A 25,535-nucleotide genomic window follows, 5' to 3' on the forward strand; every position below is an offset into this window, starting at 1 on the left:
GTAAATATTAATAATGTTTACTTTTTAAATAAAAATAAATGAAAATTTTAATAAAAATTAAATTTTTTTTAATAGAATAAAAATCTTTTATATTTGCTTGAGTACCAAAAGGGTTTGATTGGTGTGATACGTTTTCTATCGCGCCTGGCTGCAGTGCCCAGCGTCAAGATCTGATGAACAATGTTCGCTTGCCAGCTTTCGCTTCAATATTTGCACAATTGTGCTAGATCCCCTGCATAACCTGCTTTAAAATCTCCTCCTGCTGCTGAGTGTGAACACTAACATAACCACATGCAGGAGATGCAGCAGCAGGTCTTGCGATACACTTAGGTCTTTTTGCTTGGATATCGAGATTAGATAACACTTCTTCTATCAATGGGTTGACAAAAAACCATCCTCCCATATTTTTTGGTTCTTCTTGACACCATATAATTTCAGCGTTTTTGTACTTTTCAAGTTCATTACTTAGTTTATCTGCAGGAAAAGGATAGAATTGCTCCAAACGTATTACTGCTATATCGTTTATTTTTTGTGCTTCACATATGTCGTAATAAACTTTACCACTGCATATTACAACTTTACGTATTTTATCATTCGAAACTAAACCTGTTCTACATTCTGGAATTACTGTGAGGAATTTTCCTTCAAAATCAGATAGGTTAGATACTGCTCTTTTGTGGCGCAGTAGCGATTTAGGTGTAAACACTACCAGAGGCTTACGAAAGTCTCTATGCATTTGTCTGCGTAAGACATGGAAGTAATTCGCCGGAGTGGAACAATTAACTACCTGCATATTATCCTCTGCGCAGAGTTGCAAAAATCTCTCTATACGTGCGGAGCTATGCTCAGGTCCCTGTCCTTCATAACCATGAGGCAGCAATAAAACTAGACCGCTTGATCGCAACCACTTTGTTTCTGCAGATGCGATAAACTGGTCGATCATAATTTGCGCACCGTTTGCAAAATCACCAAATTGTCCTTCCCAGAGCACCAGTGAATACGGAGAATCAAGACTATATCCATATTCAAAGCCCATTACAGCATACTCAGATAGTGCGCTATCTATGACCTCAAAGTGAGCTTGCTTTTCATTTATATTGTTTAGCGGAATAAATGCTTCTTCTGTTACCTGATCAACAAGCCTTGAATGACGGTGCGAGAAAGTTCCACGACCAGAGTCTTGTCCTGATAAACGCACTCCTATTCTTTCTGTGAGCAGTGATGCAAACGCAAGACTTTCGGCAGTTGCCCAGTCTATATTACTACCAAAATTTATGCTGTCTATTCTGCCATCGAGTATTTTTCTAACCTTATTGTTAATGTTAAAGTTACTTGGGATATTGCTATTTATACGCACACCTAATTTTTTCAGCTCATCTGGCGGAACACCAGAATCCGTGTAGTATTCGCTCAAATCGTTCAGCTTTGCTCTTCTTAATTTTGACCACACTCCACCGAACCAGTCAGCTTTTTTTGGAGTGTAAGCCGCTGATTCAGCAAGACTTTTATCTAATTTTGCCCTGAATTCACTGCGCAATTTATTTACTTCATCGCCATCTAATACTTTCTCTGCAGTCAATTTTTCTTCATACAATGTTCCAGGAGTTTTATGCTTTGATATCGCCTTATACATAAGTGGCTGAGTGAAATTCGGTTCATCACCTTCATTATGGCCATATTTGCGGTAGCACATTATGTCAATTACTACGTCCTTTTTAAATTTCTGCCTATATTCCATCGCCAGACTTGTAGCAAAACTCACAGCTTCCGGGTTATCTCCATTGACGTGAAACACTGGAGCTTCTATTGATTTTGCTATATCAGTGCAATAAAAAGAGGATCGTGCGCAACATGGGTTAGCAGTAAAACCAACTTGGTTATTAATGACAATGTGCACAATGCCATCCACTTTATAGCCTTCAATATTGCTTAAGGTTAAAGTTTCAGCAACCACTCCTTGACCGATGAAAGCCGCATCACCATGAATTGATATGCCAAGCACAGATCTTATATTCTGTTTTGCTCTTATTCTTCCAGCCAAAACCGGATTTACCACTTCAAGGTGAGATGGATTAGGGCATAAACTTAAATGTATTTTTTTGCCACCTGAAAGTGCTCGATCAGAAGAGTAACCAAGGTGATATTTAACATCACCGGACACCTCAAGACCACTTGGGTATGCAAGATTGCCTTGAAATTCAGACAGCATTGCCGCATATTCTTTCCCCATCACTTTGGTTAGAACATTGAGTCGTCCGCGGTGAGCCATGCCAAGGACTATTTCTTCAATACCAAAAACCGTAGAATCACTAATGATTTTTTCAATTGCAACGATAGCTGACTCTCCACCTTCGATAGAGAAACGCTTATACCCAGGAAATTTCATATGGAGAAATTGTTCGAACATCTCAGATTCGATCAAGTGCCTCAGTATTTCTTTTTTGTCTTGTGAGCTCAGCGTATAGGTTTGATTTTCGATCTTTTCCTGCAGCCACATTTTCTCTTCATAAGAGGAGATATGCATAAATTCAAAGCCAATATTCTTGCAGTAAATATCTCTATAGATTCTAGTATCATCCGTAGGAGATAGATTCGAATATTTCTGATAATCTATTTCTTTATTTCCACTTGGCGATAATGGATCAAGGTCTGCAAAAAGATGACCATAAGATCTGAAGAAATTTGCCAAATCAGAAGCCGAATCATCCACCTTAGTTGCATGTTGTGCACCGCAAGTCTCTGCTTTATTAACTTCTAAATTGCTTGAAAAAACTCTGTGCCAATCCTTCCCGATTGATTTATCGCCCTGCAGATAACGGCTATACATTTCTTCCACAAATTCTGCATTATCACCATAAAGGCAGCTTAAACTCGACATAATTACTATAAAAAGTATCAAATACTTATAAGTATAACTTAAGTTTTTTAAAAAAGAACTTTTTTAGTTTCTATACGTCATACCGCGATTCATTCGCGGTATCTCTTAACATAGATCCCGCTAACACGTAGGGGGATGACGATTGTCAGGGTGTCATTCCAGCGCGTGACGCTGGAATCCAGTTTTTATTTGCAGCCTACTTGACTCGAAGCTAAGTTTTCTGGATCCAAATAGTCAAGGCACTGGGATGACAAAAAAAGGAGCACTGGAATGACAAAGCTATAGGTTGCAAGCGAGACGTCATACCGCCGCGGCGCTAACAAGAGATCCCGCTAACACGTAGCGGGATGACAGTTGTCGTTTAGCTATAAACATTAAGAAATTTACTAAGCGAAAAAAAAGGCAAAAGAAGCCCCGTGGTGGTTGGCTATTTACCATGTACTAAAATATCGGCGTTTTTTTTATTCTAAAACGCTTGATTAAGAGCGATTTAGCTGCTTTTAACTTGCAACTAACCTACACCGCAAGTGTTTAAGAAATTTACCAAGCAGGAAAAAAGGCAAAGAAACCCTAGGGTAGCTAGTATTCAAATTCTCCCTTGTCAATTTGACGTTTTTTGCTGTCTTAAACGCTTTGTAAGCGCGTTTCGGCTTATATAGGTAAAAACCCAGAAATTTTTAAAGACATGCGATGCACGTAGTGCGAAAAATTAAACATGAGACGCCAAATACCCTAAGTTTTTTGTCATTAACCTGCACAGATTGCGAAGATAAATAAATAGCTTCACTTCCATGATAAGGGGGCTGACGGAGTTTGTCAAGGAAGTTTTTTCGTTTCTATGAGCTACTTGGATGACGAGAAAGGAGCACTTACATATTTATGGCAACCTCATTACCTACGCTCAAAAAGTTTTTCAATATCACTGAGTTTCATTTCTATATAAGTTGGTCTTCCGTGGTTGCATTGCCCGGAATATGGGGTTTTTTCCATTTGTCTAAGCAGCACATTCATTTCTTCTAATCTCATTTTTCTACCCGCTCTAATTGATCCATAACAAGCGATAGTGGCCAATATTTTGTTCACTTTATCTTCTACTGGCAATGTATCTTCTATTTCCGTTAATCTATCAATTATGTTAATTAGCATCTCTTTCACATCTATTGCTCCCAAAATTGCAGGGATTTCTTTTACTATCACTTTATTTTCTGGTTTGATCTCAATATCAAAACCCATTTCAAATAACTTATCTTTATAGACTTCAATCATCTCCATTCCGGCTTGATTTTTGATTTCAACCGTTTCAGGAAGAAGTAGTTTTTGTCTTTTTACACTTGATTTTTGTTTTAAGCATTCATATACTAGCCTTTCGTGGGCTGCATGCTGGTCGACTATAATCAATTTGTCTCTTACCTCGGCAATAATGTAAGTATTATAGACCTGACAGCGTGCAAACCCGAGCGGGTGGCTCTCTATCAAATCAACTTGCTCTAACACCTTTTTTTCTAGAACCATAGCCTCCGCTTGTGCTGGGAATTTCTGTATGCCGGTATAATCAAACGATTTTGACTGTTCTGATAAGCCTTTTGCTTTTTCATTTGGAGAAGCAAATTCTTTTATTAGTTGATTTTCAAAAGGACTTGGCCTTCTTTCATTTTGAACATTAGGTTTATCAAAAGGATCTGGCAATGTTGAATCCATTTTCTGGTCATGCGCTGGAAAGGTGCCTATCCTTCTTGACAATGCTTTAATTAATCCTCTTGTCATTATCTCATATATGAGCTTCTTATTCTGAAACCTTACTTCTGACTTATTTGGATGCACGTTTACATCTACTTGATCATAAGGTATCTCTAAATGTAACGCTGCAAAAGGATACCTATCGCTTGGAATAAAATCATGATATGCATACCTAACTGCGCCAATAAGTAAATTATCTTTAATTGGCCTTCCATTAACAAACGTATAGATCTGAGTGGACTTACCACGATTGACGGTCGGCTTACAGATGTGTCCCGTAAGTTTAATGTCGTCTTCTTCTTCATTGACCTCCAAAGAATTGCCCTGAAATTCTTCTTCTACTTCACACAATCTATGAAATAACGAAGTCTGCTTAGCGTATTTTAAGAGCTTTTTATTACCTGAAGTGAGAGTAAACCCTATATGATAGTTAATCATTGCTAGGTTGTTTACAATATCAACAATGCTTTGAGTTTCTGCTCTTTCGGTTTTTAGAAATTTTAGTCTATTTGGGGTAGCGAAAAACAAATCTCGTACTTCAATATGTGTCCCTTGTGATAAAGAGTAAGGAGTTTGCTCCCCTATTTTCTCTCCACCCTCATAACTTATAGACCATGCTTCACTTGCTTCTCTTGCCTTAGACGATAATTTTATCCTACTTACTGCTGCTATTGAAGGCAGAGCTTCTCCTCTAAAGCCAAGATGCTTGATTTCTATCAACTCATTGTCGCTCAATTTTGAAGTAGCATGGCGCATAAACGCAAGTTCTAAATCGTTTTTTTCTACTCCGTTACCATCATCTGTCACAATAATAAGGTTACGCCCACCACTTTCTATTTTAATCTCTATTTCTAAACTTCCAGCATCTATTGCATTTTCCACTAATTCCTTTACTACACTTGCTGGCCTTTCTATCACCTCCCCCGCTGCTATACGGTTTATGGTTTTTGTGTCTAAAAGAATTATTGCCATAGATTTATTATGAAACTGGTTTTTCTTTTACTTCTTTGGTCTGTTTCTCTCTCCACTTTTTTAACCTACCTGCAATTTCACTGTTGGAAATTGACAATATAGATACGGCAGTAATGGCAGCATTATATGCTCCATTTTCTCCTATAGACATGGTTGCAACTGGAACACCCTTTGGCATTTGAACTATAGAGAGTAGACTGTCCAGCCCATTTAATTGTTTACTATGCACAGGAACACCGATAACTGGTAAACAAGTTAGTGACGCAACCATACCAGGTAAATGAGCTGCACCTCCTGCACCAGCTATAATAACCTTAAAACCTTCTTCTTGTGCAGATTTAGCAAAATTGAAGAGCCTTTCTGGCGTTCTATGTGCAGATATTATGAATATGTCATGTGAAGCTTCTAATGCTTTTAACATATCAACGGTATGGACCATAGTGGTGTAATCTGACTCACTTCCCATAATAACAGCAATATCTTTTTTTATTTTTGTCATATTCAACACAATTTTACTTACTAACTAAATAATGTTCCAGCTAAAAAGCAACAAATATTTAAATTATATTATAAATATAATATATAGAATTCTCGTTAAAATAGAAATTTTAAAAATTTAAATAAATATTTATATTAAGATATAGAGATATAAACTTCTTATGTAAGATAAATTTATAAAATAATTATTTTTGTATTTCAAGCTTTGTAATCTTAGCTTGTTCTTTCTATAAATGGTTTTTTCAGATAGACTGATGGTAAAATGGTAATTTAAAATTACTAGAAATTTGATAAAAATATTAATATATAATCAACTTAAAGTTTTAAATATTGATATCATATAATTATTGACAAGTTACATGATATTAATATCTTGGTATATTAAATATTATGTTATAATATTTAATAAAGTTAATTGATATGTGAGTGTAAGAATTATGGAAATAATATCGTTAAATAACTTAGACAGTGCAGGAATAAAAACAAAGTTGCTTTATATAATAAATAAAATTATAGAAAAAAATGCTTGGACTCAGGCTTTTGCAGCTGAGAAACTTGGTATTGATCAGCCAAAGGTATCGCAAATTAAAAATGGTAAAATAGATGGTTTTTCTTTAGAGCGATTGTTAGGATTTCTAAAAAAACTTGATCATGAGATAACAATCACGATGACAGAAAGCCAAGAAATAAAATCTGAGGCAGAAAAAGTAAAACATGAAGTTGAATCGCAATAGATACAAAGTTGACAACTTGTTTTTTGTGATATAGTATAAAACTTATTAAGGTAGTATCTTATGGCTGAGTCTATTGTAGAAAAGTGTATAGAACGGGTAAGTAACCGTTTCAAATTGGTTCTGTTGGCAAGTCAAAGAACACATGATTTAAATACAGGGGCAAGTAATCCAATTCAAGCAGCTAAGTTTAAAGGTCATAAAAATACCATAGTTTCCTTACATGAAATAGCAGGAAAACAGGTGGATACTCATGAGCTGTTTAGCCTTTTGGTAGGTAGATGCAAGGAATACATGAAAGGAAATATGAATAATGTTTACAGCAGTAATACAAGTAAGCTAGCGAATTTATTAAATTTTTCTGATAACACAGATCTTGATGCAAGTCAAGAAAGCCAAGATTATGAAGTGGATGGTGAAATAGATGATGAAATAAATGATCAAGATGGCGATGAAGAAGTATCCGTTTAGAAATCTACTGAAGTCACATAGTCTTTAAATGATTTGCATTGCTATCTATACACTGTTGTTCTGTATGAGTGTAATGTTGTGTTGCATAGTGTCTAAGTCAAATGATGTGTACAATAAGGTTTTAGCGTTCAATAATTTCTCAACGCAAGTAGTTGTACTTATAACAGCAATATCAATCATTCTGAATAATTTTTTTTTAATTGATATAGCATTGTTGTATGCTAGCGTTAGCTTTATATCAACTATAGCACTAATGAGATTAATGTTGTTTTGATAATTTATGATAGGATCCATTTTCATATTTTTAGGTATTTGTTTGATAATTATTTCAAATATAGGGGTGATCAGATTTCCTGATTTCTATACTAGGTTAAATGCAGCAGGTATTACAGATTCTAGCGGTGCAACGTTATTGTTAATTGGTTTTGCTTTGCAGAATGGATTTTCAATCAATACTGTTAAAATAGTATTATTAATTTTTATAATATGGGTAGCTAACTCAACTAATAGCTATATTTTAGCGCGCACTCATTATAAAGTTAAGAAAAAAACTGTTAAAGAAGGCTAAGGTGTTAGAAATATTAAATGTAGTGTTACTTTTGTTGTTACTAACAGTTACGGTTTTTATAGTTTTCTCGCGACATTTAGTCGTAAGTGCTGTTCTAATGTGTGTATTTAGTTCACTGATTGCGCTTATATACTTAATTATGAATGCACCTGATGTTGCAATTACTGAAGCTTCTGTTGGTGCGGGGCTCAGTACAGTTTTTACGTTTGCAGCACTCTCCTTGATAAAGAATCATAAAGTAAATCTATCTCATAACCCTATAACGCTTTTTTTTATGTTATTTCTGGCTGTATGTTTGTCATATTTTATGATTCAATTGCCAGATTTTGGCAGCCACAATGCTCCGATCCACTTGCATGTTGCTCCTTATTATGTGGAAAATACCGAAAAAGCTACCGGTATTCCTAATATAGTGACAGCTATTTTGGCAAGCTTTCGTGGTTATGACACGTTTGGAGAAACTATAGTAGTTTTTACTGCTGCGCTTTGTATAACGTTGATATTAAAAGAAGAAAAAGAAAATGATTAAAGATCCGATATTAAATGCAGTAACATTTTTGATGATACCTTTTATCATTTTATTTGGTTTATACATACAATTTCACGGTGATTACACTCCGGGTGGAGGTTTTCAAGCAGGAATAATTATTGCCTCCGGGATAATATTATATTCAATGCTATTTGGTGTATCTACAACTCTAAAAGCAATACCTTATTCTGTGATTAGATTGACTAACGTGTTAGGTATTTTAATTTATGGAGGAACGGGCGTTGCAACAACTTTACTTGGCCAAAATTTTTTATCTTATGATATCTTGTTAACCAATAATAGAACCGGTCAAAAATTAGGTATTTTTTTGGTGGAATTAGGTGTAGCATTTACTGTCTGCTCCTCTATGTTAATTATATATATAAATTTTGCTCGTAGGAAAAAACAATGACTTTATATAATTATACGATTATTATTGTATTAATGGTGCTAGGTTTATATATTATTATAAACGATAAAAATTTAATCAAGAAAATGATAGGGGTAAGCGTCTTCCAAGCATCTGTTTTGTTATTTTACATATCTCTAGGATATATAAAAAGTTCCTTGCCTCCTATATTGGTTTCAAATTTTTATTCATATAGCAATCCTATACCCCATGTTTTAATGCTTACTGCTATAGTGGTTGGAATTGCAACATTTTCAGTTGGATTATCCATAGCAGTAAAAATGGAAGAAAAGTATGGAACAATCGATTAAGACAAGTGTACATAAATTAACAGTATCTTAAACTATATGAAGTAACAAATAGCCACAAGTTAAAAGTAAAATTATAGACTTGCTCGTTGTAAGTTTGTTTGTTAATAAGAAATAAAATTATAAACTATAAAGGTAATGATGTCAACTATTAATGATGCAGAAGATAAGAAAAAAATTATCAAAGATCTGGTAACTAAGAGTATAAAAAAGGGTGGTTTTATCACCTTTGATGATATAAATGATAAATTATCAGATGAAAATTTTTCGTCTGACTTTATAGATGATGCTATATCTTTATTGCAGGATTCCGGAATTAATGTGCTTGAAAGTAGCGAAGATGAAGAAGATATTCCTTCCAACAGTGATGATAGTAAACTTGATGATGATGACACATCGCCAAATGTTACTGCAACTTTAGTACAAAATGATGATCCAGTGAGGATTTATTTACAAGACATGAGCTCCGTAAAGCTTTTATCAAGGGCAGATGAAATCGAGATAGCAAAAAAAATTGAATCTGAAAAGCATAACATGTTACGTGCAATAATTGAAACATCAGTAACATTAAAGGTGATAAAAGTATGGCGTGATGATTTAAGTAATGGAGCTCTCTTACTGAGAGAAATTATAGATCTGGATGCAATTTATAACTCTGATTTTAATGTGGTACCCAAAGAAGAAAGTGAAGAGAGTGAAGAAAGTGCTGAAGATGTTGAGGATTCTGAGGATGTTTCTGAAGATGCTGAGTACTGTAGTGATGATGAGAAAGATAGTAAAAAAAGTGATGATGAGAAAGACGGTAATAATGAAGATATAAGTTCAGTCAATTTAAATGTTTCTATTCTTGAAATGGAAAGTGACTTATTGCCAAAGGTCATAGTTGCATTGGATGAGATAATTACTTTAACAAATGAAGCGTTGATATTAAGAAAAAATTCTAAAAATTTCTCTAATGAGCTAGAAAATTTGTATAATCAAATATGGTCTATAGCATTACAAATTAAGTTAAGTGATGCTGCTGTTGCCAGAATTACACAAGAACTTTATAAGATAAATAGATCCATTACGCTTGAAGAGGCTAATCTTATTGCTGAGGCTAGAAAATACGATATCGATAGAGAAAGTTTCTATAAAGTTTATGATGACGTGCTTTTAAAGCACGAATTGAAAAAGATAAGTCTTTTAAAGATCAATGAAAATCAGTCCTCTTTTACAGGTGAATTAAAAAACAAATTTTTAAGGTTTATAGACAATAACTCTGAACATATAGCTAGTACCTTGAACGGTATTAAGCAGCATATACAGGAAGATAACGTACAAGAATTTAAGGAGCTAATCAAGAGAATACAAAAACACGAACGAGAAGTCTCTGAAGCAAAGCAAGAAATGATTAAGGCTAACTTAAGGCTAGTAGTTTCCATTGCTAAGAAGTATTCAAAAAGAGGCCTTGATCTGCTTGATTTGATACAAGAAGGCAATATTGGTCTTATGAAGGCCGTGGATAAGTTTGATTACAAACGTGGATATAAATTTTCAACTTATGGCACTTGGTGGGTAAGACAATCAATCACTAGAGCAATACCTGAGCAGTCTAAAGTAGTTAGAATACCAGTTCATATGGTGGAAATTATCAGTAAAATCAACAGAGCATTAAGAAAGATGACTCATGAGATGGGAAGAGAGCCGACGTTAGAGGAATTGAGTGTAGAACTGACAATGCCACTGGAAAGAATACGCAAAGTTATGAAAATAGCAAGGGATCCAGTAAGTCTTGAAGCTCCAACAGGAAAAGATGATAGTAGTACCTTTGGTGATTGTATAGAAGACAAGCGAGTCTCCAGGCCAGAGGATGCTGCAATACTTGCTGACTTGCGTGGCATTACAACCAATGTTCTTGCAACTTTAACACCAAAGGAAGAAAGAATTTTAAGAATGCGTTTTGGCCTTGGTAAAGATGGGAAGGAACATACCTTAGAAGAAGTAGGAAAAATTTTTAATGTAACACGTGAGAGAATTAGGCAAATAGAGGCAAAAGCACTGCGCAAGTTGAAACATCCAAGCCGTGCTAGAAAACTTAGAGGGTTCTTTTAAGTATACGTGTCAAGTTAAGAAGAAGCTGATTTTGCCCGGAAAAAGTGGAGAGCAAGTTAGGCCAAAGTTGTATAATTTCACCGCTATTTTTCTTTTTCTATGAATCTAATGAAACAACATGCTAATCTACGGTAAATATTATGACAAACAAAAATGACAATTCTAATTCAAAGTATAGAAATTTTTATGTTCTGGGTGATAGCTTATCCGATAATGGCGCAATCATTGGAATTTTAAATAATTTATCCTTTGCAAAAAGCGTAAAATTTGATGATCCTTTTTATCAAGGAAGATCTTTTAGCAATGGCCCTACTGCTGTTGAATATATAGCAAAATATTTAGATTTAGATGAATTTAAACCTGGGTGGAGTTATTCATTTTTTGGGAGATGGCACGAACAGCAAGGTCAGAATTACGCAGTTTCATATGCAACAGCATCTGAAATTTTTGACCCTATTTTTTCTTATTTCTTCAATAAATTTCGTTTAGCTAACCAGCTAGATGCGGTAATTAAACATCATCCAGATATAGGTAAAGAAGATTTATTTTGCATCATAATCGGCGGAAATGATGTTATGGTTGCCACTGCTTATGACGATACTAAAGCGGAAGAAGTGTTGGAACAAGCAGTGAGTGAAATATGTAATGCACTTAAGGTTCTAAATGAACATGGTGTTAAGCATGTAGTTGTTGCAAATGCACCTGAAGTTGGCTCAATACCAGCTTTTAATAGAGATGAAGAAGCAAGGGAACTAGCTACAAAGCTCACGGAGAGTTTCAATGCAAAACTGGCTAAAGGCTTAGATTATATGAAGAAAAGTACAAATCTTGAAATAAAAGCATTTGATCTTAACTCTAAAATGAGAAGTATGTTTAGCGAATACAAGAGCAAAGGTTTAAATTGTCAAGATGCATGCACATCGAACATTGCAGACCAAGTTGGGAGATTTAAAGAAAATATAAAAATACTCTTAAAGTTGATATTTAAAGGGGAACTTGACGTTCACTATAACCCTGGGTGTAGCAAAGAAACACTAAAGGATTATTTCTTTTTTGATTATTTCCATCCAACTGGGGAACTTCATCATGAAGTTGGTAATGAAGTGTATGAGTTGATTTGACACAGTTTTTTGAACATATCCTTTTAAATAGTAACCAGACTGCATTCTGTGATTTTTAGCAAAACACGATCTTTCATTTGAGCTTTCTTCAATTTAAAATAAATACAGAAAATTGCTGCCTATAGCTAAACTGACTTAGATTTACCGATAATTTGAAAAACCGTCATCCCGCTACTATATAGTTATTGATATATATTTTCTTTTAAGCTCTTGGTTTTGATCGATAAATGTAATCATTTCATCTTCTAAAGTTTTAATTTGATTACGTAAAATTGCAAGAAGTTCCTCTATTTGTTTGATTATAGATGTATCAGTTACCTGTTGGATTTGGGTTTTTTGTATTTTTGCTATTTCTACAAGTTGGTTTCTACGAGATAATTTTTGTTTCAAGCAATCAATACTACCATTACTAACTGTTAAAGGAGTAACACGCATATCTGTATTATTAATATAACGTGAGATGATACTGCAGTCTATTTTATCAGTTTTTGTAGTAATACCAAGGCTTTTAGCATAGTCTCTCCCACCTTGGTTGAATGACGTACACCTCAAAACCATTGCTTAGTAAAGTATAGGCACATAATTTTTCGTATCCACCAGTTGCCTCAAGACCAATTTTGGTTACATTATGCAAACGTAAAAAGTCCAGCATTTCATCAATGGATTGTACATTGTTTTCAAATATTTTATAATGCTCAAGTGGGTGAATGTGGAGATCTAATTTACTTTTGCTAACATCAATGCCAGCAATAATGTTTGATGAATTCATAATTCCTCCGTAATAATAACATATACTGCATTTTCCAGCCTTATATACGAGCCTAAAAGCTCAATCAGTTGTTCGGAACTTTCAGTATAATAAACCAGAGAAGAGAACCTTGCTGAACAACGATTCTTATAATCAAGGGGCGTGACGGTTCCTCTTCTCTGTGTGTCTTTAATATCACTACTTTGATATTTATAAAGACTTGTTCTTAACATATAAGGGAAGTGTCCTCTAGGTAAGATTGTGGAGTATTCGTTGCAGCATTTGGCTGTTCAATTACGCTAGTTGATTCTTTAGGTATACTATTTCCTTCAAAATTTCCATCTTTTTATTATGTTCTCTTTAGCATTTTGAGAGTGAATTATTCTAGTTTTGATATTTAACCGTTTTGTATCTGCTGTAATGATTTCACTTCCAATTTGCTATTCTTTACATATTGAATTGCAAGCACTAACGCTTTACTCCCAGAAGCTGTGGTACTGTAAGCTATATTTTGCAAAATAGCAGTTCTCCTGATATCTTTGCTATCTGAAACTGATTTCACACCTTTTGAGGTATTGATCACTAGATTTATTTTTCCATCTTTGAGCATATCAACTATGTGGGGTCTGCCTTCTCTCACTTTATTTACAGTTTGTGCAGCAATGCCATTATTATTCAGATAAGAAGCTGTACCTTTGGTTGCATATATTTCAAAACTCAGTTCTTTCAACATTCGTACAACAGGCAATATATACTCTTTATCATCATCTTTTACTGAAACCAGAGCTGTTCCTTCTGTTGGTAACTTGTATCCTGCAGCCATGTGCGTTTTTGCAAGTGCAGCTTCAAATGATGAGTCAATTCCCATCACTTCTCCTGTTGATTTCATTTCAGGACCAAGTAGAGTATCAATTCCCGAAAAACGCGTGAATGGAAAAACAGCAGCTTTAACTGCAAAATGATTGAAAGGCTTGTTTTCCTGATTCAATTTTTTACCCAAAATAACCTGAGTGGCAAGCTTTGCAATAGGAATATTGATTACCTTGGAAATAAAAGGAACGGTTCGACTAGCCCTTAAATTCACTTCAAGTATGTATACATCACTAGACCTCTTGCATAACTCGATTTCTGAAGGCAATTTTGTCGTCAAAGCTTGTCTGCGCTCCTCAAATACATTCGAGTATTCTGTGGTGCTCATCTGCACTTTTCCTAAAGATTTCTCATCACAAACAGGTTCTGCAAGAGGTCTATTCTCTTGAACAGCAAACTGAATGTTTATCAGACCTTTCACTTTTAATGCTAATGCTATTCTCTCAGTTTGGAGCTCGATCTCTTTTATTACTTCGTCACTCAATGTATTTGTCGGTATTGAGCATGTTGAATCACCAGAGTGGATACCAGCTTCTTCAATATGCTCCATGACCGCTGCAATGAAAACTTTTTCCCCATCACATACAGCATCAACGTCAACCTCAACTGCATTGACTAAAAATTTATCAAGAAGCAGCGAACCATGCTCAAAGATTTTAGTTTGATCTAAGACGTACTCTTTAAAGCTCTGAGTATCGTGTCTAATCGACATAGACTGACCGCCGAGGACATATGATGGCCTGACTACTAGTGGAAACCCCACCTTTTCTGCGTTGGTTAACGCTTCTTCTACTGAATGGCAGATAGAACTTTCAGGTTGTTTTAAATTAAGTTGCAAAGCAAGGTTTTTAAATCTCATGCGATCTTCTGCAAGGTCAATAGAATCAAACGAAGTTCCCAGAATTTTGAAACCTCTCTCGTTAAGCACTTTGGCTAACTTTAAAGGTGTTTGACCACCTATTTGAACTATCACACCAACCAGTGTGCCATTTTCTTGCTCTTTACTTAGTATTTCAAGCACATCCTCTGCAATCAGTGGGGCGAAATATAAACGATCAGCGGTATCGTAGTCAGTTGAAACAGTTTCTGGATTACAGTTGATCATTATTGTTTCATACCCCATTTCTTTGGCGGCAGAAGCTGCATGTACGCATGCATAATCAAACTCAATACCTTGACCAATGCGGTTTGGACCACTTCCTAAAATGACAACCTTTTCTCGGTCAGAAATATTCGCCTCACATTCCGTTTTATTTTCAACATCACCCTCATAGCAGCCATACATATAAGCAGTGCTTGATTCAAATTCAGCTGCACAGGTGTCTACGCGTTTATAAACTTGTTTAATGCCAAATTTTTTTCTTATTTCTTCGATTTGTTTTACTCGATCTCCAGCGTGTAACGCTGGCTGGATCCCAGTGTCACGCACTGGGATGACATTAGAGGGTACTGGAATGACAGAGGTAGGTCTATTACTTAACTTTGCTAATCTTGCATCTGAAAATCCCATTTTTTTCAGCTCTAACATTTCGTACGCAGTTCCAGGAAATCCATTTTCCTTGATTTTTTGTTCAGTTAATATAATTTGCTGTATATTTTGCAGAAACCATAAGTCATATCCTGTAATCGAATTTATTTCTTCTATGCTAATTCCGTGGCGCATTGCGTCAGCAGCAATCAGTAATCTGTTTGGTAGCAATTTTGCTAATTGAGATTTTACGTGATCAATATCAATGTTCTCAGGAAACACTTCATCAAGTCCTGTAAGATCAGTTTCAAGTGAACGAAAAGCTTTCTGCAGTGACTCATTAAAAGTGCGGCCTATAGACATTACTTCTCCCACTGATTTCATGGAGGTTGATAGTTCACAATTCGTTCCTTTAAATTTCTCAAACTCAAATCGAGGAATTTTAGTGACGATATAATCAATCACTGGTTCGAATGCTGCTGGTATTATTGGAGCACAGTCGTTACGTATTTCGTCGAGCGAATAGCCAATAGCAAGTTTAGTTACAACTTTTGCAATAGGATAGCCTGTTGCTTTCGAAGCAAGTGCAGAAGAGCGAGAAACCCTTGGATTCATCTCAATCACAACGAGGCTTCCATCTTCTTTAGGATTCACTGCAAATTGAACATTTGCACCACCGGCACTAACATCAATTTCTCTCAGCACTGCTATAGATGCATTTCTCATCTGTTGGTATTCTACGTCACGCAGAGTCAAAGCAGGAGCAACAGTTATGCTATCCCCAGTGTGCACTCCCATCGGATCAACATTTTCTATCGAACAGACTATTATGCAGTTATCTTTACAATCGCGGATAACTTCCATTTCATATTCTTTCCAGCCAATAATTGATTCATCTATCTGAACTTCATTTATTGGCGAAATTTTGAGAGCACTTTCTGCGATATTGAAAAACTCCTCTTTATTATATGCTATACCACTACCTGCGCCACCAAGAGTGAATGATGAACGGATGATTGCTGGTAATCCAACGTAGTCCAAAGCCTTTTTTATTTGTTCTTGATTTTTTATAATGATACTTTTGGGGTATTTCAGTCCTATTCTATCCATGGACTGGCGGAATAACTCTCTATCCTCTGCTTTTTTTATTGCTTCTCTATTTACCCCTATTAATTCTACGTTGTATTTGTCTAACACTCCATCATCTGCAAGTTTTATTGCACAATTGAGCGCTGTTTGCCCGCCCATTGTTGGCAATATTGCGTCTGGCCTCTCCTTAATTATAATTTTCTCTATGATTTCAGGCAGTACCGGCTCAATATACGTCGCATCAGAAAACTCAGGATCTGTCATTATAGTTGCGGGGTTGGAGTTAACCAAAATGACTTTATAACCTTCGCTTTTTAATACTTTACAGCTTTGCGTTCCGGAATAATCAAACTCGCATGCCTGACCTATAACTATTGGGCCTGCTCCTATTACTAATATAGATTCTATATCTGTGCGTTTCGGCATAATTACAATAACGGTCTCTATTCAAGTAATGTTACCAATCTTTCCTGTATATGTGAATTTTTATTAAACCTATTAGCTAATTATAGCATTTCTCATAATAGTCCGAACAGGTCATAGGAAGGCAGAATCAACAGCACGACGAAAGGATTCGAATAGAGGAATGTTTTTCCTGGCTCTGTTTTTTATAGCAAACCAATGATGCTCAATTTTGTTGAAATCTGGAGAATAAGGCGGCAGATACAAAATTTCTGCACCAACCCCTTTAGCAAGCTCGATAATCTTATCAGACTTATGAAAAGTAGCATTGTCAAGAATGACAGTCTGTCCAGGTTCCAAGATCGGTGTCAAAAATTGCTCAAACCATCCATTAAAAACATCCATATTACAGTGGCCTTCAAAGGTTAACGGAACAACTATCTTTCTTCCACTTAAGGCTGCAACCATACTGATTCGTTGAGTTTTCTTTCCAGATTTTAAGGCATAAAACCGCTGTCCTTTCTGGCAATATCCGTAGGGGTAGTCTTCGGTGTTATCAATGCCAGACTCATCTATATACACTAAGTTTTTAGGTTCTTTTGTCGCTATAATTTTCAAAAATTCAGCACGTTTTTCTTCGTTTCTTTCCTTGTATCCATATGTCTTTTTTTGCGCGTAAATCCAATTTTTTTAAGGGCTCGATAGATCGTTTGGATACTAACGTTGTTCCAAAGTTTAGCCATTTCCGATAGAGTCTTTCCTCCGTGTTCTCTGGCAAATTTGGCAAAGGTATCCCAGTCGGTAATTTTGTGATTGTAACCCCCATTTCCAAGTTTTTTTGATTGAAAGTCTCCTGTTTCTTTTCTTCTTTGCTGCCACTCCCATAAAGTAGTTCTTCCAATCTTAAATCTTGCTGCCACTGTTTCTCTGCTTTCTCCTTCGTCTAGCGCTTCCATTGCTTTTTTTCTTAAATCATAACTATATGCTGCTGGCATTCAACCTCCTTATCATCATCTACCCTTATCCTATCACATCCGGACTTTTATGGAAAGAGCTATACTTTTAGGCTTGACGCATAACTGTACGAACATTGCAATTTGCGTGGCAGATTCCAGTGCTTGACACACAGCTGTACAAACATTCATTTTTGAAGGTAAATTGCACAGCAAATGATGTCATTCAAGTAGCTGACACTGGTTCCTTTATGACGGCAGTGCCCAGAGGTGTCATCCCAGTCTGGGATGGCTTTGTTGCATCGCTACTTATGAAAGGCTAACTATAATTAGGATTATAAGCAACTTATTGAAAATCTTGTTTTTTTTGCAATCAATCTGATCAAATTTAAGAATAGTAACTTGTTATTTATATTAATAAATTTAATTCTATTGAAAATAGCTAAAGCATTGAAATTCTTGAATTTTAGCCGGATTAGTGAGTGGTAGTGAAATTTCTTTTACTCAAATTTAGGTATTCACTGACCGTTCTTGTTATAAATACCAGAATAATAAGCTACTGATATTCTCCACCTTTTTTATCTTTAATCCATCATAGCCAGCGATGCAACAAAGCCATCTGGGATCCAGAAAACTTAACTTTAAATAAGTGGCTGCATAATAAAGACTAGATTCCAGTGTCAAGCACTGGAATGACACCATAGAGGCACTGGGATGACATCCTTCCTAGTGGAGATTACTCTCAAATCACAATGTTCATACAGTTGTGGGCTTAACGGTATCTTTGCAGATACTATGGTAATTTATTCGGGAGATTTGCTGAGCGGTAAGATTTTTCCTGATATGCTGCAGTCTTCAGAAGCTAATTCCACAAATTTATCTGTCAGTTTATCAGGTGACACCAATTCAGATCCAGGAAATGCCTGCTCACTACCCACAGGTCCTTCCGTGTATACAGCATTTACACATAATTTTGTATGTTTTGTCTCAGATGCATATATCTGCACCATTATTTCTAGTGCAACTTTACTTGCAGCATACGGCATCCAATATGGATAAGAGGAAGGAGAAAGTGTCACTTCTGAGGTCATGAATATCGCTCTTCCAGCATTAGACTTTTTTAGCATTGGATCTAAGTTTTTTAGTAAGTACCAATTGGCAGTAAAATTTGTATTCATTACGTTCTGTAGCTCTTCAATCTCACAGTCATGAATGGGGTTCAGTTTGCCTAAAATTCCAGCACACGCAACTAATATATCAAGTGCTCCAGATTCTGATAATTTCAGGCTTTCTATCATGTTTGTCAGTATCTTTACATTCTCAAAGTCTAAAAGATCAAGCTGAATTAGTTTCACAGAGCCTTCTTTAAATTCTTCAAGCTCTTCAATTTCATTATATAGTGGCTTGAGATTATCAAGAGATCTTGAAATCAGAATCACACATGCACCTTCTCTTATAAACCTTTTTGCAACAGCAGAGCCTACTCCACCTGAAGCTCCGGTGATTAAAGCTACTTTACCTTCTAACTTACCCATTTCTTTCTCCTTAGCGAGATCCATTGAAATATTTTAGCTGAAAATTGAATTTTGCTCCATATATAAAAATCAAACTTAGCATATAAAAAAATAGTAATGACACTACCACACCACCTAAACTTCCATATATCAAATCCAGTTGGTCAAAGGAAGCTTTTAAATATTGCTTAAAAGCTGAAGCAGAAATCGTCCAAAGAATAACAGCTACACAAGATCCAGGAAATACGTCTGATAAATTTTGTTTTATGTTTGGTAACATAAAATATAGCCAAGAGACTACTGTGAAAAGTACAAATTCAATAAGTAAATACCTAGTATAACTTAGCCCCTGATAGGAAAAATCAATTAGCATTGGTACTAGTGTAGAAAACACTATAGTTAGAGTTATAATAAGCGTGATTACTAAAAATTGTAATATACTTAGTACTCTTCTTAATATATAAGGCGGCGAAACCGGAACTTTATAGGCCTTATTGAGTATTGTTCTAAGCCCTTCAATTGTCGATGAAGCGGTCCAAACAGCACCTACAATTGCTAAAGTTAGTAAGCTTTGCGGCGGGCCTGATATTATCTCCCTAATACGCGGCATCAAAGATGATAAAATATCCTGTGGCATGTTATCAATGATAAATACCCAGCCAATGTTGTACTGGTCTAAAAAATTTGCGAATGTTGACGCCACAGCCATTAAAACGATGAGAAAAGGAAATATTGATAACAGAATTAAAAATGATAAATACCCTGCATGCTCCACTCCATCATTATAAATTGTGTCAATCAAAGCACGATAAAGACAATAAACGATGCTGTAAAATTTCTGTAGCACTGTAATATAAACCATACGCGTCAAGTTAAGAGATTGTGAGCAAATTTAGAGAGGTTAAAGTGGATACTCTAGCCCTTCTACGTTTGTCTTTTAATGAAAATCGCGACCAAGTTATAGTGAGTTTTTTAAGAAATGCTTTTAAACTATTAGTTTTGGTTAATACTAAAAATAACTCTCTAACCCGCCTTTTTAGCTCAATAAATGCCTTTGTTAAGCTAAGTTCTGTATTCTTTTTCACTTCTGTGCAACCAACTATGCCGTGAAATATATGAATTGCGCACAATTTAGCATATAGTTCACATAATACTCTGCATGGCTTTCCTTTTAGCTTATCAAGCCTGATATGGCTTTTATACAATTTAAATAATAACTCAATTTGCCACCTTACTCTGTAAATCGTTAATACTTGCTCAGCACTAATTTTATTTTCTGGAACATTAGTTATAAATATTGACCAGTTCAACAATTTTTGATTTCTTTTAGAGGATGTATATCCCTGCGATCTTGCTAATCTATTAGCTTTCCTTCTTCTGGCCATAGACTGTTCTTCAGTTAGTTTCTGACATATAATTCTTACTCTAATTTTTGCTTCTTTTCCTAACAATACCTCGTTTTCTAAAAATAACTTATCCTCTAAACATTCTAATAACTCCATTTTTTGATTTGTTTCTACATCATATATGTTGGTATCGGATTTATAACGACTTATGAAATAAGCTCCTATTTCATTGATTTGTTTAAAAGAACTTGGCACAAAATAACCGAGATCAGATATTAGCAAATCATTGCTTAATATATTACTTAAATGTTTCCTATATCCCTGGTCTGATCTTACCCCCTCCGTTAAATTAAGTTGGTCTATTATCTGATTCATGTAGTCGAAAACTAATTGTAACTTTATTCCAGACTTAGTATTGCTTTCATAGCCACTGTAGCTAGTACCATAACCTTTATACATCTCTTCCATACTGTTAGGTAGAGTAATATAGCTACTGTCCAATAATTTAACACTATTAAATTGCTGTAAGATTTTGCAATCAACTTGCAAGATATTTTTAAAGAGAATCACAGATTCATTATACATCCTTTTCATAAATTCCACTGCTTCTTCAGTAAATCTAAAATCCAAACCTTGTTTTGTTATATCTATCGAGTCCTCGTTTAGTAATTGACACATTGTTTCTACGCTACAATTATCAACTCCTATATTACCCAAGACCATGGCTTTTACGAATGATGAACCTTTTAGCTTTCTCTTTCTTTTTATAAACCTTGTTGTAATTGAGATTTTCTCTGCTTTTTCATTAAAAAATTCTTTGAGCTTTTTTGATAAGCAAGTTATTTTATTCATTGGTTCTCTCACTAAAAGTATATCTGGGAGAACTTATACCTTATTATTCTATCTCTTTCATACCTTTATTTCCTTAACTTGACGCGTATGGTTTGAAAAACCGTCAATAAGACCCGCAGGTCAATTAAAAGCTGGCTTTGACTATCGCATAAACGAAGATGTATAGCTCTTTCCATAAAAGTCCGGATGTGATAGGATAAGGGTAGATGATGATAAGGAGGTTGAATGCCAGCAGCATATAGTTATGATTTAAGAAAAAAAGCAATGGAAGCGCTAGACGAAGGAGAAAGCAGAGAAACAGTGGCAGCAAGATTTAAGATTGGAAGAACTACTTTATGGGAGTGGCAGCAAAGAAGAAAAGAAACAGGAGACTTTCAATCAAAAAAACTTGGAAATGGGGGTTACAATCACAAAATTACCGACTGGGATACCTTTGCCAAATTTGCCAGAGAACACGGAGGAAAGACTCTATCGGAAATGGCTAAACTTTGGAACAACGTTAGTATCCAAACGATCTATCGAGCCCTTAAAAAAATTGGATTTACGCGCAAAAAAAGACATATGGATACAAGGAAAGAAACGAAGAAAAACGTGCTGAATTTTTGAAAATTATAGCGACAAAAGAACCTAAAAACTTAGTGTATATAGATGAGTCTGGCATTGATAACACCGAAGACTACCCCTACGGATATTGCCAGAAAGGACAGCGGTTTTATGCCTTAAAATCTGGAAAGAAAACTCAACGAATCAGTATGGTTGCAGCCTTAAGTGGAAGAAAGATAGTTGTTCCGTTAACCTTTGAAGGCCACTGTAATATGGATGTTTTTAATGGATGGTTTGAGCAATTTTTGACACCGATCTTGGAACCTGGACAGACTGTCATTCTTGACAATGCTACTTTTCATAAGTCTGATAAGATTATCGAGCTTGCTAAAGGGGTTGGTGCAGAAATTTTGTATCTGCCGCCTTATTCTCCAGATTTCAACAAAATTGAGCATCATTGGTTTGCTATAAAAAACAGAGCCAGGAAAAACATTCCTCTATTCGAATCCTTTCGTCGTGCTGTTGATTCTGCCTTCCTATGACCTGTTCGGACTATTATGAGAAATGCTATAAATATGCATATCGGATATAGAGGTTTTGGTGCTATTGGTAGCGATATTAAGCTTACAGCAAAAAGGTTAGGACAAGTGGTAGACGACCCTAATAATGATAAAAAAAAGAAGCTTAATCCTAGCTCAGGTAGCAAAGTAACTGAGGAAATAAATATAGGTAATCAACTATTTCACACACACGGTATAGAGGCTGGTCTTACTTTCCATTTTGCCAGCAAAGCTTAAACATGTTGCCCTTTAAAAAATGCATAAAACCGTTCCTGTCGTCCTATGGCTTGACCATAGGATCTAGTTAAATATAGATCCAAGTAGTCACGCTACTTGGATGACTAGGTAGAGGGTACTGGGATGATATAGGATAATATGGGATGAAGGCAAAAAAACATTAGCTATGTTCTTTTCACAACAATGCATCTCTTCATTCCCGCTAAGTCATATACATATTCCTGAAAAGCTAATTCGTATGAGGGGATTATTTTGTCAATATTGCTTTGATCTTCACCTATCTCCAATATCGCAAACCCATTTTTTTTAAGGCACCTCCTTAATATTGGAAAAATGCTCAAGTAACAACTCAAACCATCAATACCACCATCAAGGGCAATTCTTGGTTCCTTTTGCACTTCAGCTTGCAAGTCTTTCAATTTGCTTCTTTTAATATATGGAGGATTACTGATTATAAGATCGAATGAACCTCTGCACTCTGTCCACGAACTTGGAAATATTTTGGCTCTGCTGAGAAGATCATGTTTTTTTGTGTTCTGATAGGCAACTTTATATGCTTCCAAGCTTTTTTCAAAACCGACGCCAACAGCATATTCATACTCACTAAGTACGGATATCAATAAACAACCTGTGCCTGTACCAAAATCTGCAATTTTTAGTTTCTGTTTTTTGTTTGGGTAATATTTTAACACTGCTAGGATTATTGTTTCACTATCTGGCCTTGGATCTAAAACATGCTGGTTAACTATAAAATTTTTACTCCAGAATTCATGATTACCTATTATTTGCGATATTGGATATCTTTCCGCTCTTTTTTTTGTTAATTTCCAAAATAAAAGTTCTTTCTCCATTGGCACTTGATCAGCATGGTTCACAATTATAAATGATCTTTCCACTCCAAGTACGTGCTGCATGATGATTTCACAATCTAAATGTGGTGATTCAACTTTATGTGACGATAATAACTCCGATCCTTCTTGAATTAAAGAGCTGATTGTTTTCATTATTCTAAAAATATGTTTCTTTCAGCCAAAAATAGCAAGATGAGCTTCCAGTTTATGGTAGCTGCACTAAATCCCAGTGTCAAGCACGCAGCTGTACGAACCATACGCGTCAAGTTAAGGAAATAAAGGTATGAAAGAGATAGAATAATAAGGTATAAGTTCTCCCAGATATACTTTTAGTGAGAGAACCAATGAATAAAATAACTTGCTTATCAAAAAAGCTCAAAGAATTTTTTAATGAAAAAGCAGAGAAAATCTCAATTACAACAAGGTTTATAAAAAGAAAGAGAAAGCTAAAAGGTTCATCATTCGTAAAAGCCATGGTCTTGGGTAATATAGGAGTTGATAATTGTAGCGTAGAAACAATGTGTCAATTACTAAACGAGGACTCGATAGATATAACAAAACAAGGTTTGGATTTTAGATTTACTGAAGAAGCAGTGGAATTTATGAAAAGGATGTATAATGAATCTGTGATTCTCTTTAAAAATATCTTGCAAGTTGATTGCAAAATCTTACAGCAATTTAATAGTGTTAAATTATTGGACAGTAGCTATATTACTCTACCTAACAGTATGGAAGAGATGTATAAAGGTTATGGTACTAGCTACAGTGGCTATGAAAGCAATACTAAGTCTGGAATAAAGTTACAATTAGTTTTCGACTACATGAATCAGATAATAGACCAACTTAATTTAACGGAGGGGGTAAGATCAGACCAGGGATATAGGAAACATTTAAGTAATATATTAAGCAATGATTTGCTAATATCTGATCTCGGTTATTTTGTGCCAAGTTCTTTTAAACAAATCAATGAAATAGGAGCTTATTTCATAAGTCGTTATAAATCCGATACCAACATATATGATGTAGAAACAAATCAAAAAATGGAGTTATTAGAATGTTTAGAGGATAAGTTATTTTTAGAAAACGAGGTATTGTTAGGAAAAGAAGCAAAAATTAGAGTAAGAATTATATGTCAGAAACTAACTGAAGAACAGTCTATGGCCAGAAGAAGGAAAGCTAATAGATTAGCAAGATCGCAGGGATATACATCCTCTAAAAGAAATCAAAAATTGTTGAACTGGTCAATATTTATAACTAATGTTCCAGAAAATAAAATTAGTGCTGAGCAAGTATTAACGATTTACAGAGTAAGGTGGCAAATTGAGTTATTATTTAAATTGTATAAAAGCCATATCAGGCTTGATAAGCTAAAAGGAAAGCCATGCAGAGTATTATGTGAACTATATGCTAAATTGTGCGCAATTCTTATATTTCACGGCATAGTTGGTTGCACAGAAGTGAAAAAGAATACAGAACTTAGCTTAACAAAGGCATTTATTGAGCTAAAAAGGCGGGTTAGAGAGTTATTTTTAGTATTAACCAAAATTAATAGTTTAAAAGCATTTCTTAAAAAACTCACTATAACTTGGTCGCGATTTTCATTAAAAGACAAACGTAGAAGGGCTAGAGTATCCACTTTAACCTCTCTAAATTTGCTCACAATCTCTTAACTTGACGCGTATGGCTGTACGAACATTGCAATTTGCAGATCCAAGTAGCTTGACTACTTGGATCCAGCTAAGTTGGTGAGCATCAAAGTATAGCTAATGCGAGCTTTACGTCATAC

At 35.2% G+C, this 25,535-nt stretch carries 22 protein-coding genes and 1 pseudogene; 13 read left to right on the forward strand and 10 right to left on the reverse strand.

What is annotated here, in order from left to right; translation table 11 throughout:
- Positions 1-223: 223 nt before the first annotated feature.
- The 3 genes from ACQH2Q_RS00805 to purE form a co-directional block, all read right to left on the reverse strand.
- Positions 224-2,878, reverse strand: coding sequence for a 2-oxoglutarate dehydrogenase E1 component (locus tag ACQH2Q_RS00805; protein WP_425383506.1), 2,655 nt, complete (start codon positions 2,876-2,878; stop codon positions 224-226).
- Between the two features lie 891 nt (positions 2,879-3,769).
- On the reverse strand, positions 3,770-5,587 hold the full coding sequence (gene mutL, locus ACQH2Q_RS00810; RefSeq protein WP_264339222.1) for a DNA mismatch repair endonuclease MutL: 1,818 nt from the start codon (positions 5,585-5,587) through the stop codon (positions 3,770-3,772).
- Between the two features lie 7 nt (positions 5,588-5,594).
- Positions 5,595-6,086 (reverse strand): 5-(carboxyamino)imidazole ribonucleotide mutase, encoded by a 492-nt coding sequence (gene purE / locus ACQH2Q_RS00815; RefSeq protein WP_174515715.1) that lies wholly within the window; start codon positions 6,084-6,086, stop codon positions 5,595-5,597.
- Between the two features lie 436 nt (positions 6,087-6,522).
- Between purE and ACQH2Q_RS00820 the strand changes: the two genes are divergently transcribed.
- The 9 genes from ACQH2Q_RS00820 to ACQH2Q_RS00860 all read left to right on the forward strand — a co-directional run bounded on the left by ACQH2Q_RS00820 (position 6,523) and on the right by ACQH2Q_RS00860 (position 12,316).
- Positions 6,523-6,819: a helix-turn-helix domain-containing protein gene (locus tag ACQH2Q_RS00820; protein WP_010081926.1), complete on the forward strand. Its 297-nt coding sequence runs from the start codon at positions 6,523-6,525 to the stop codon at positions 6,817-6,819.
- 60 nt (positions 6,820-6,879) lie between these two features.
- Positions 6,880-7,287, forward strand: a complete 408-nt coding sequence (rpoZ, locus tag ACQH2Q_RS00825; RefSeq protein ID WP_007548528.1) for a DNA-directed RNA polymerase subunit omega — start codon at positions 6,880-6,882, stop codon at positions 7,285-7,287.
- A gap of 28 nt (positions 7,288-7,315) precedes the next feature.
- A complete protein-coding gene (locus ACQH2Q_RS00830) occupies positions 7,316-7,561 on the forward strand; it encodes a monovalent cation/H+ antiporter complex subunit F (RefSeq protein ID WP_007548527.1) in 246 nt (81 codons plus the stop codon).
- 6 nt (positions 7,562-7,567) lie between these two features.
- Positions 7,568-7,855: a monovalent cation/H(+) antiporter subunit G gene (gene mnhG / locus ACQH2Q_RS00835; RefSeq protein WP_155969497.1), complete on the forward strand. Its 288-nt coding sequence runs from the start codon at positions 7,568-7,570 to the stop codon at positions 7,853-7,855.
- 1 nt (position 7,856) lies between these two features.
- The gene (locus ACQH2Q_RS00840; RefSeq protein WP_015589497.1) at positions 7,857-8,384 is read left to right on the forward strand and encodes a DUF4040 domain-containing protein; all 528 of its coding nucleotides are present in this window, start codon (positions 7,857-7,859) and stop codon (positions 8,382-8,384) included.
- Positions 8,377-8,796: a Na(+)/H(+) antiporter subunit B gene (locus ACQH2Q_RS00845; RefSeq protein ID WP_006279705.1), complete on the forward strand. Its 420-nt coding sequence runs from the start codon at positions 8,377-8,379 to the stop codon at positions 8,794-8,796. The genes ACQH2Q_RS00840 and ACQH2Q_RS00845 overlap by 8 nt, the downstream gene beginning before the upstream one ends.
- Complete coding sequence (locus tag ACQH2Q_RS00850; RefSeq protein WP_006279706.1) at positions 8,793-9,104, forward strand: cation:proton antiporter subunit C; 312 nt, start codon at positions 8,793-8,795, stop codon at positions 9,102-9,104. The genes ACQH2Q_RS00845 and ACQH2Q_RS00850 overlap by 4 nt, the downstream gene beginning before the upstream one ends.
- A gap of 138 nt (positions 9,105-9,242) precedes the next feature.
- Positions 9,243-11,195: an RNA polymerase sigma factor RpoD gene (rpoD, locus tag ACQH2Q_RS00855; RefSeq protein WP_264339220.1), complete on the forward strand. Its 1,953-nt coding sequence runs from the start codon at positions 9,243-9,245 to the stop codon at positions 11,193-11,195.
- A 140-nt stretch (positions 11,196-11,335) separates the two neighbouring features.
- Positions 11,336-12,316, forward strand: coding sequence for an SGNH/GDSL hydrolase family protein (locus ACQH2Q_RS00860; protein ID WP_425383507.1), 981 nt, complete (start codon positions 11,336-11,338; stop codon positions 12,314-12,316).
- A 180-nt stretch (positions 12,317-12,496) separates the two neighbouring features.
- Here the strand turns inward: ACQH2Q_RS00860 and ACQH2Q_RS00865 are convergent.
- From ACQH2Q_RS00865 to ACQH2Q_RS00875, 3 genes and pseudogenes are all read right to left on the reverse strand, one after another.
- A pseudogene (locus ACQH2Q_RS00865) lies at positions 12,497-13,085 on the reverse strand (IS110 family transposase); the annotation flags it as partial.
- Between the two features lie 376 nt (positions 13,086-13,461).
- The gene (carB, locus tag ACQH2Q_RS00870; RefSeq protein ID WP_264339218.1) at positions 13,462-16,917 is read right to left on the reverse strand and encodes a carbamoyl-phosphate synthase large subunit; all 3,456 of its coding nucleotides are present in this window, start codon (positions 16,915-16,917) and stop codon (positions 13,462-13,464) included.
- Between the two features lie 111 nt (positions 16,918-17,028).
- A protein-coding gene (locus ACQH2Q_RS00875) for an IS630 family transposase (RefSeq protein WP_264705388.1) occupies positions 17,029-17,888 on the reverse strand; the annotation gives its coding sequence in 2 pieces (ribosomal slippage) (positions 17,029-17,564 and positions 17,564-17,888; 861 coding nt in all).
- A 119-nt stretch (positions 17,889-18,007) separates the two neighbouring features.
- Here ACQH2Q_RS00875 and ACQH2Q_RS00880 point away from each other — a divergent pair.
- Positions 18,008-18,169 (forward strand): hypothetical protein, encoded by a 162-nt coding sequence (locus tag ACQH2Q_RS00880; protein ID WP_238514577.1) that lies wholly within the window; start codon positions 18,008-18,010, stop codon positions 18,167-18,169.
- A 480-nt stretch (positions 18,170-18,649) separates the two neighbouring features.
- Here the strand turns inward: ACQH2Q_RS00880 and ACQH2Q_RS00885 are convergent, their stop codons facing one another.
- Genes ACQH2Q_RS00885 through ACQH2Q_RS00895 form a run of 3 tightly spaced genes read right to left on the reverse strand, consistent with a single transcriptional unit; the run spans position 18,650 to position 21,558 of the window.
- Entirely contained in the window at positions 18,650-19,405 is a 756-nt protein-coding gene (locus ACQH2Q_RS00885) for an SDR family oxidoreductase (protein ID WP_012673418.1), read from the reverse strand.
- The gene (locus ACQH2Q_RS00890) at positions 19,392-20,207 is read right to left on the reverse strand and encodes a YihY/virulence factor BrkB family protein (protein ID WP_155969484.1); all 816 of its coding nucleotides are present in this window, start codon (positions 20,205-20,207) and stop codon (positions 19,392-19,394) included. Before ACQH2Q_RS00890 ends, ACQH2Q_RS00885 begins: the two co-directional genes overlap by 14 nt.
- 25 nt (positions 20,208-20,232) lie before the next feature.
- The gene (locus tag ACQH2Q_RS00895; RefSeq protein ID WP_425383451.1) at positions 20,233-21,558 is read right to left on the reverse strand and encodes an IS4 family transposase; all 1,326 of its coding nucleotides are present in this window, start codon (positions 21,556-21,558) and stop codon (positions 20,233-20,235) included.
- A 225-nt stretch (positions 21,559-21,783) separates the two neighbouring features.
- On the opposite strand from ACQH2Q_RS00895, the gene ACQH2Q_RS00900 reads away from it, so the two are divergent.
- Positions 21,784-22,643, forward strand: a protein-coding gene (locus ACQH2Q_RS00900) for an IS630 family transposase (protein WP_264705388.1) whose coding sequence is annotated in 2 segments (ribosomal slippage) — positions 21,784-22,108 and positions 22,108-22,643 — 861 coding nt in all. Because the reading frame shifts where the segments join, the coding sequence is not laid out codon by codon here.
- A gap of 15 nt (positions 22,644-22,658) precedes the next feature.
- Positions 22,659-22,898: a hypothetical protein gene (locus tag ACQH2Q_RS00905; RefSeq protein ID WP_425383452.1), complete on the forward strand. Its 240-nt coding sequence runs from the start codon at positions 22,659-22,661 to the stop codon at positions 22,896-22,898.
- A gap of 164 nt (positions 22,899-23,062) precedes the next feature.
- Here ACQH2Q_RS00905 and prmC read toward each other — a convergent pair whose 3' ends face one another.
- Positions 23,063-23,902, reverse strand: coding sequence for a peptide chain release factor N(5)-glutamine methyltransferase (prmC, locus tag ACQH2Q_RS00910; RefSeq protein WP_264339235.1), 840 nt, complete (start codon positions 23,900-23,902; stop codon positions 23,063-23,065).
- A 191-nt stretch (positions 23,903-24,093) separates the two neighbouring features.
- Between prmC and ACQH2Q_RS00915 the strand changes: the two genes are divergently transcribed.
- Positions 24,094-25,419, forward strand: a complete 1,326-nt coding sequence (locus tag ACQH2Q_RS00915) for an IS4 family transposase (RefSeq protein WP_264339118.1) — start codon at positions 24,094-24,096, stop codon at positions 25,417-25,419.
- Positions 25,420-25,535 lie beyond the last annotated feature (116 nt).

The sequence above is a fragment of the Wolbachia endosymbiont (group A) of Melieria omissa genome (genome assembly GCF_964031125.1).
In the GTDB taxonomy this organism is placed as follows: Bacteria; Pseudomonadota; Alphaproteobacteria; order Rickettsiales; family Anaplasmataceae; genus Wolbachia; species Wolbachia pipientis.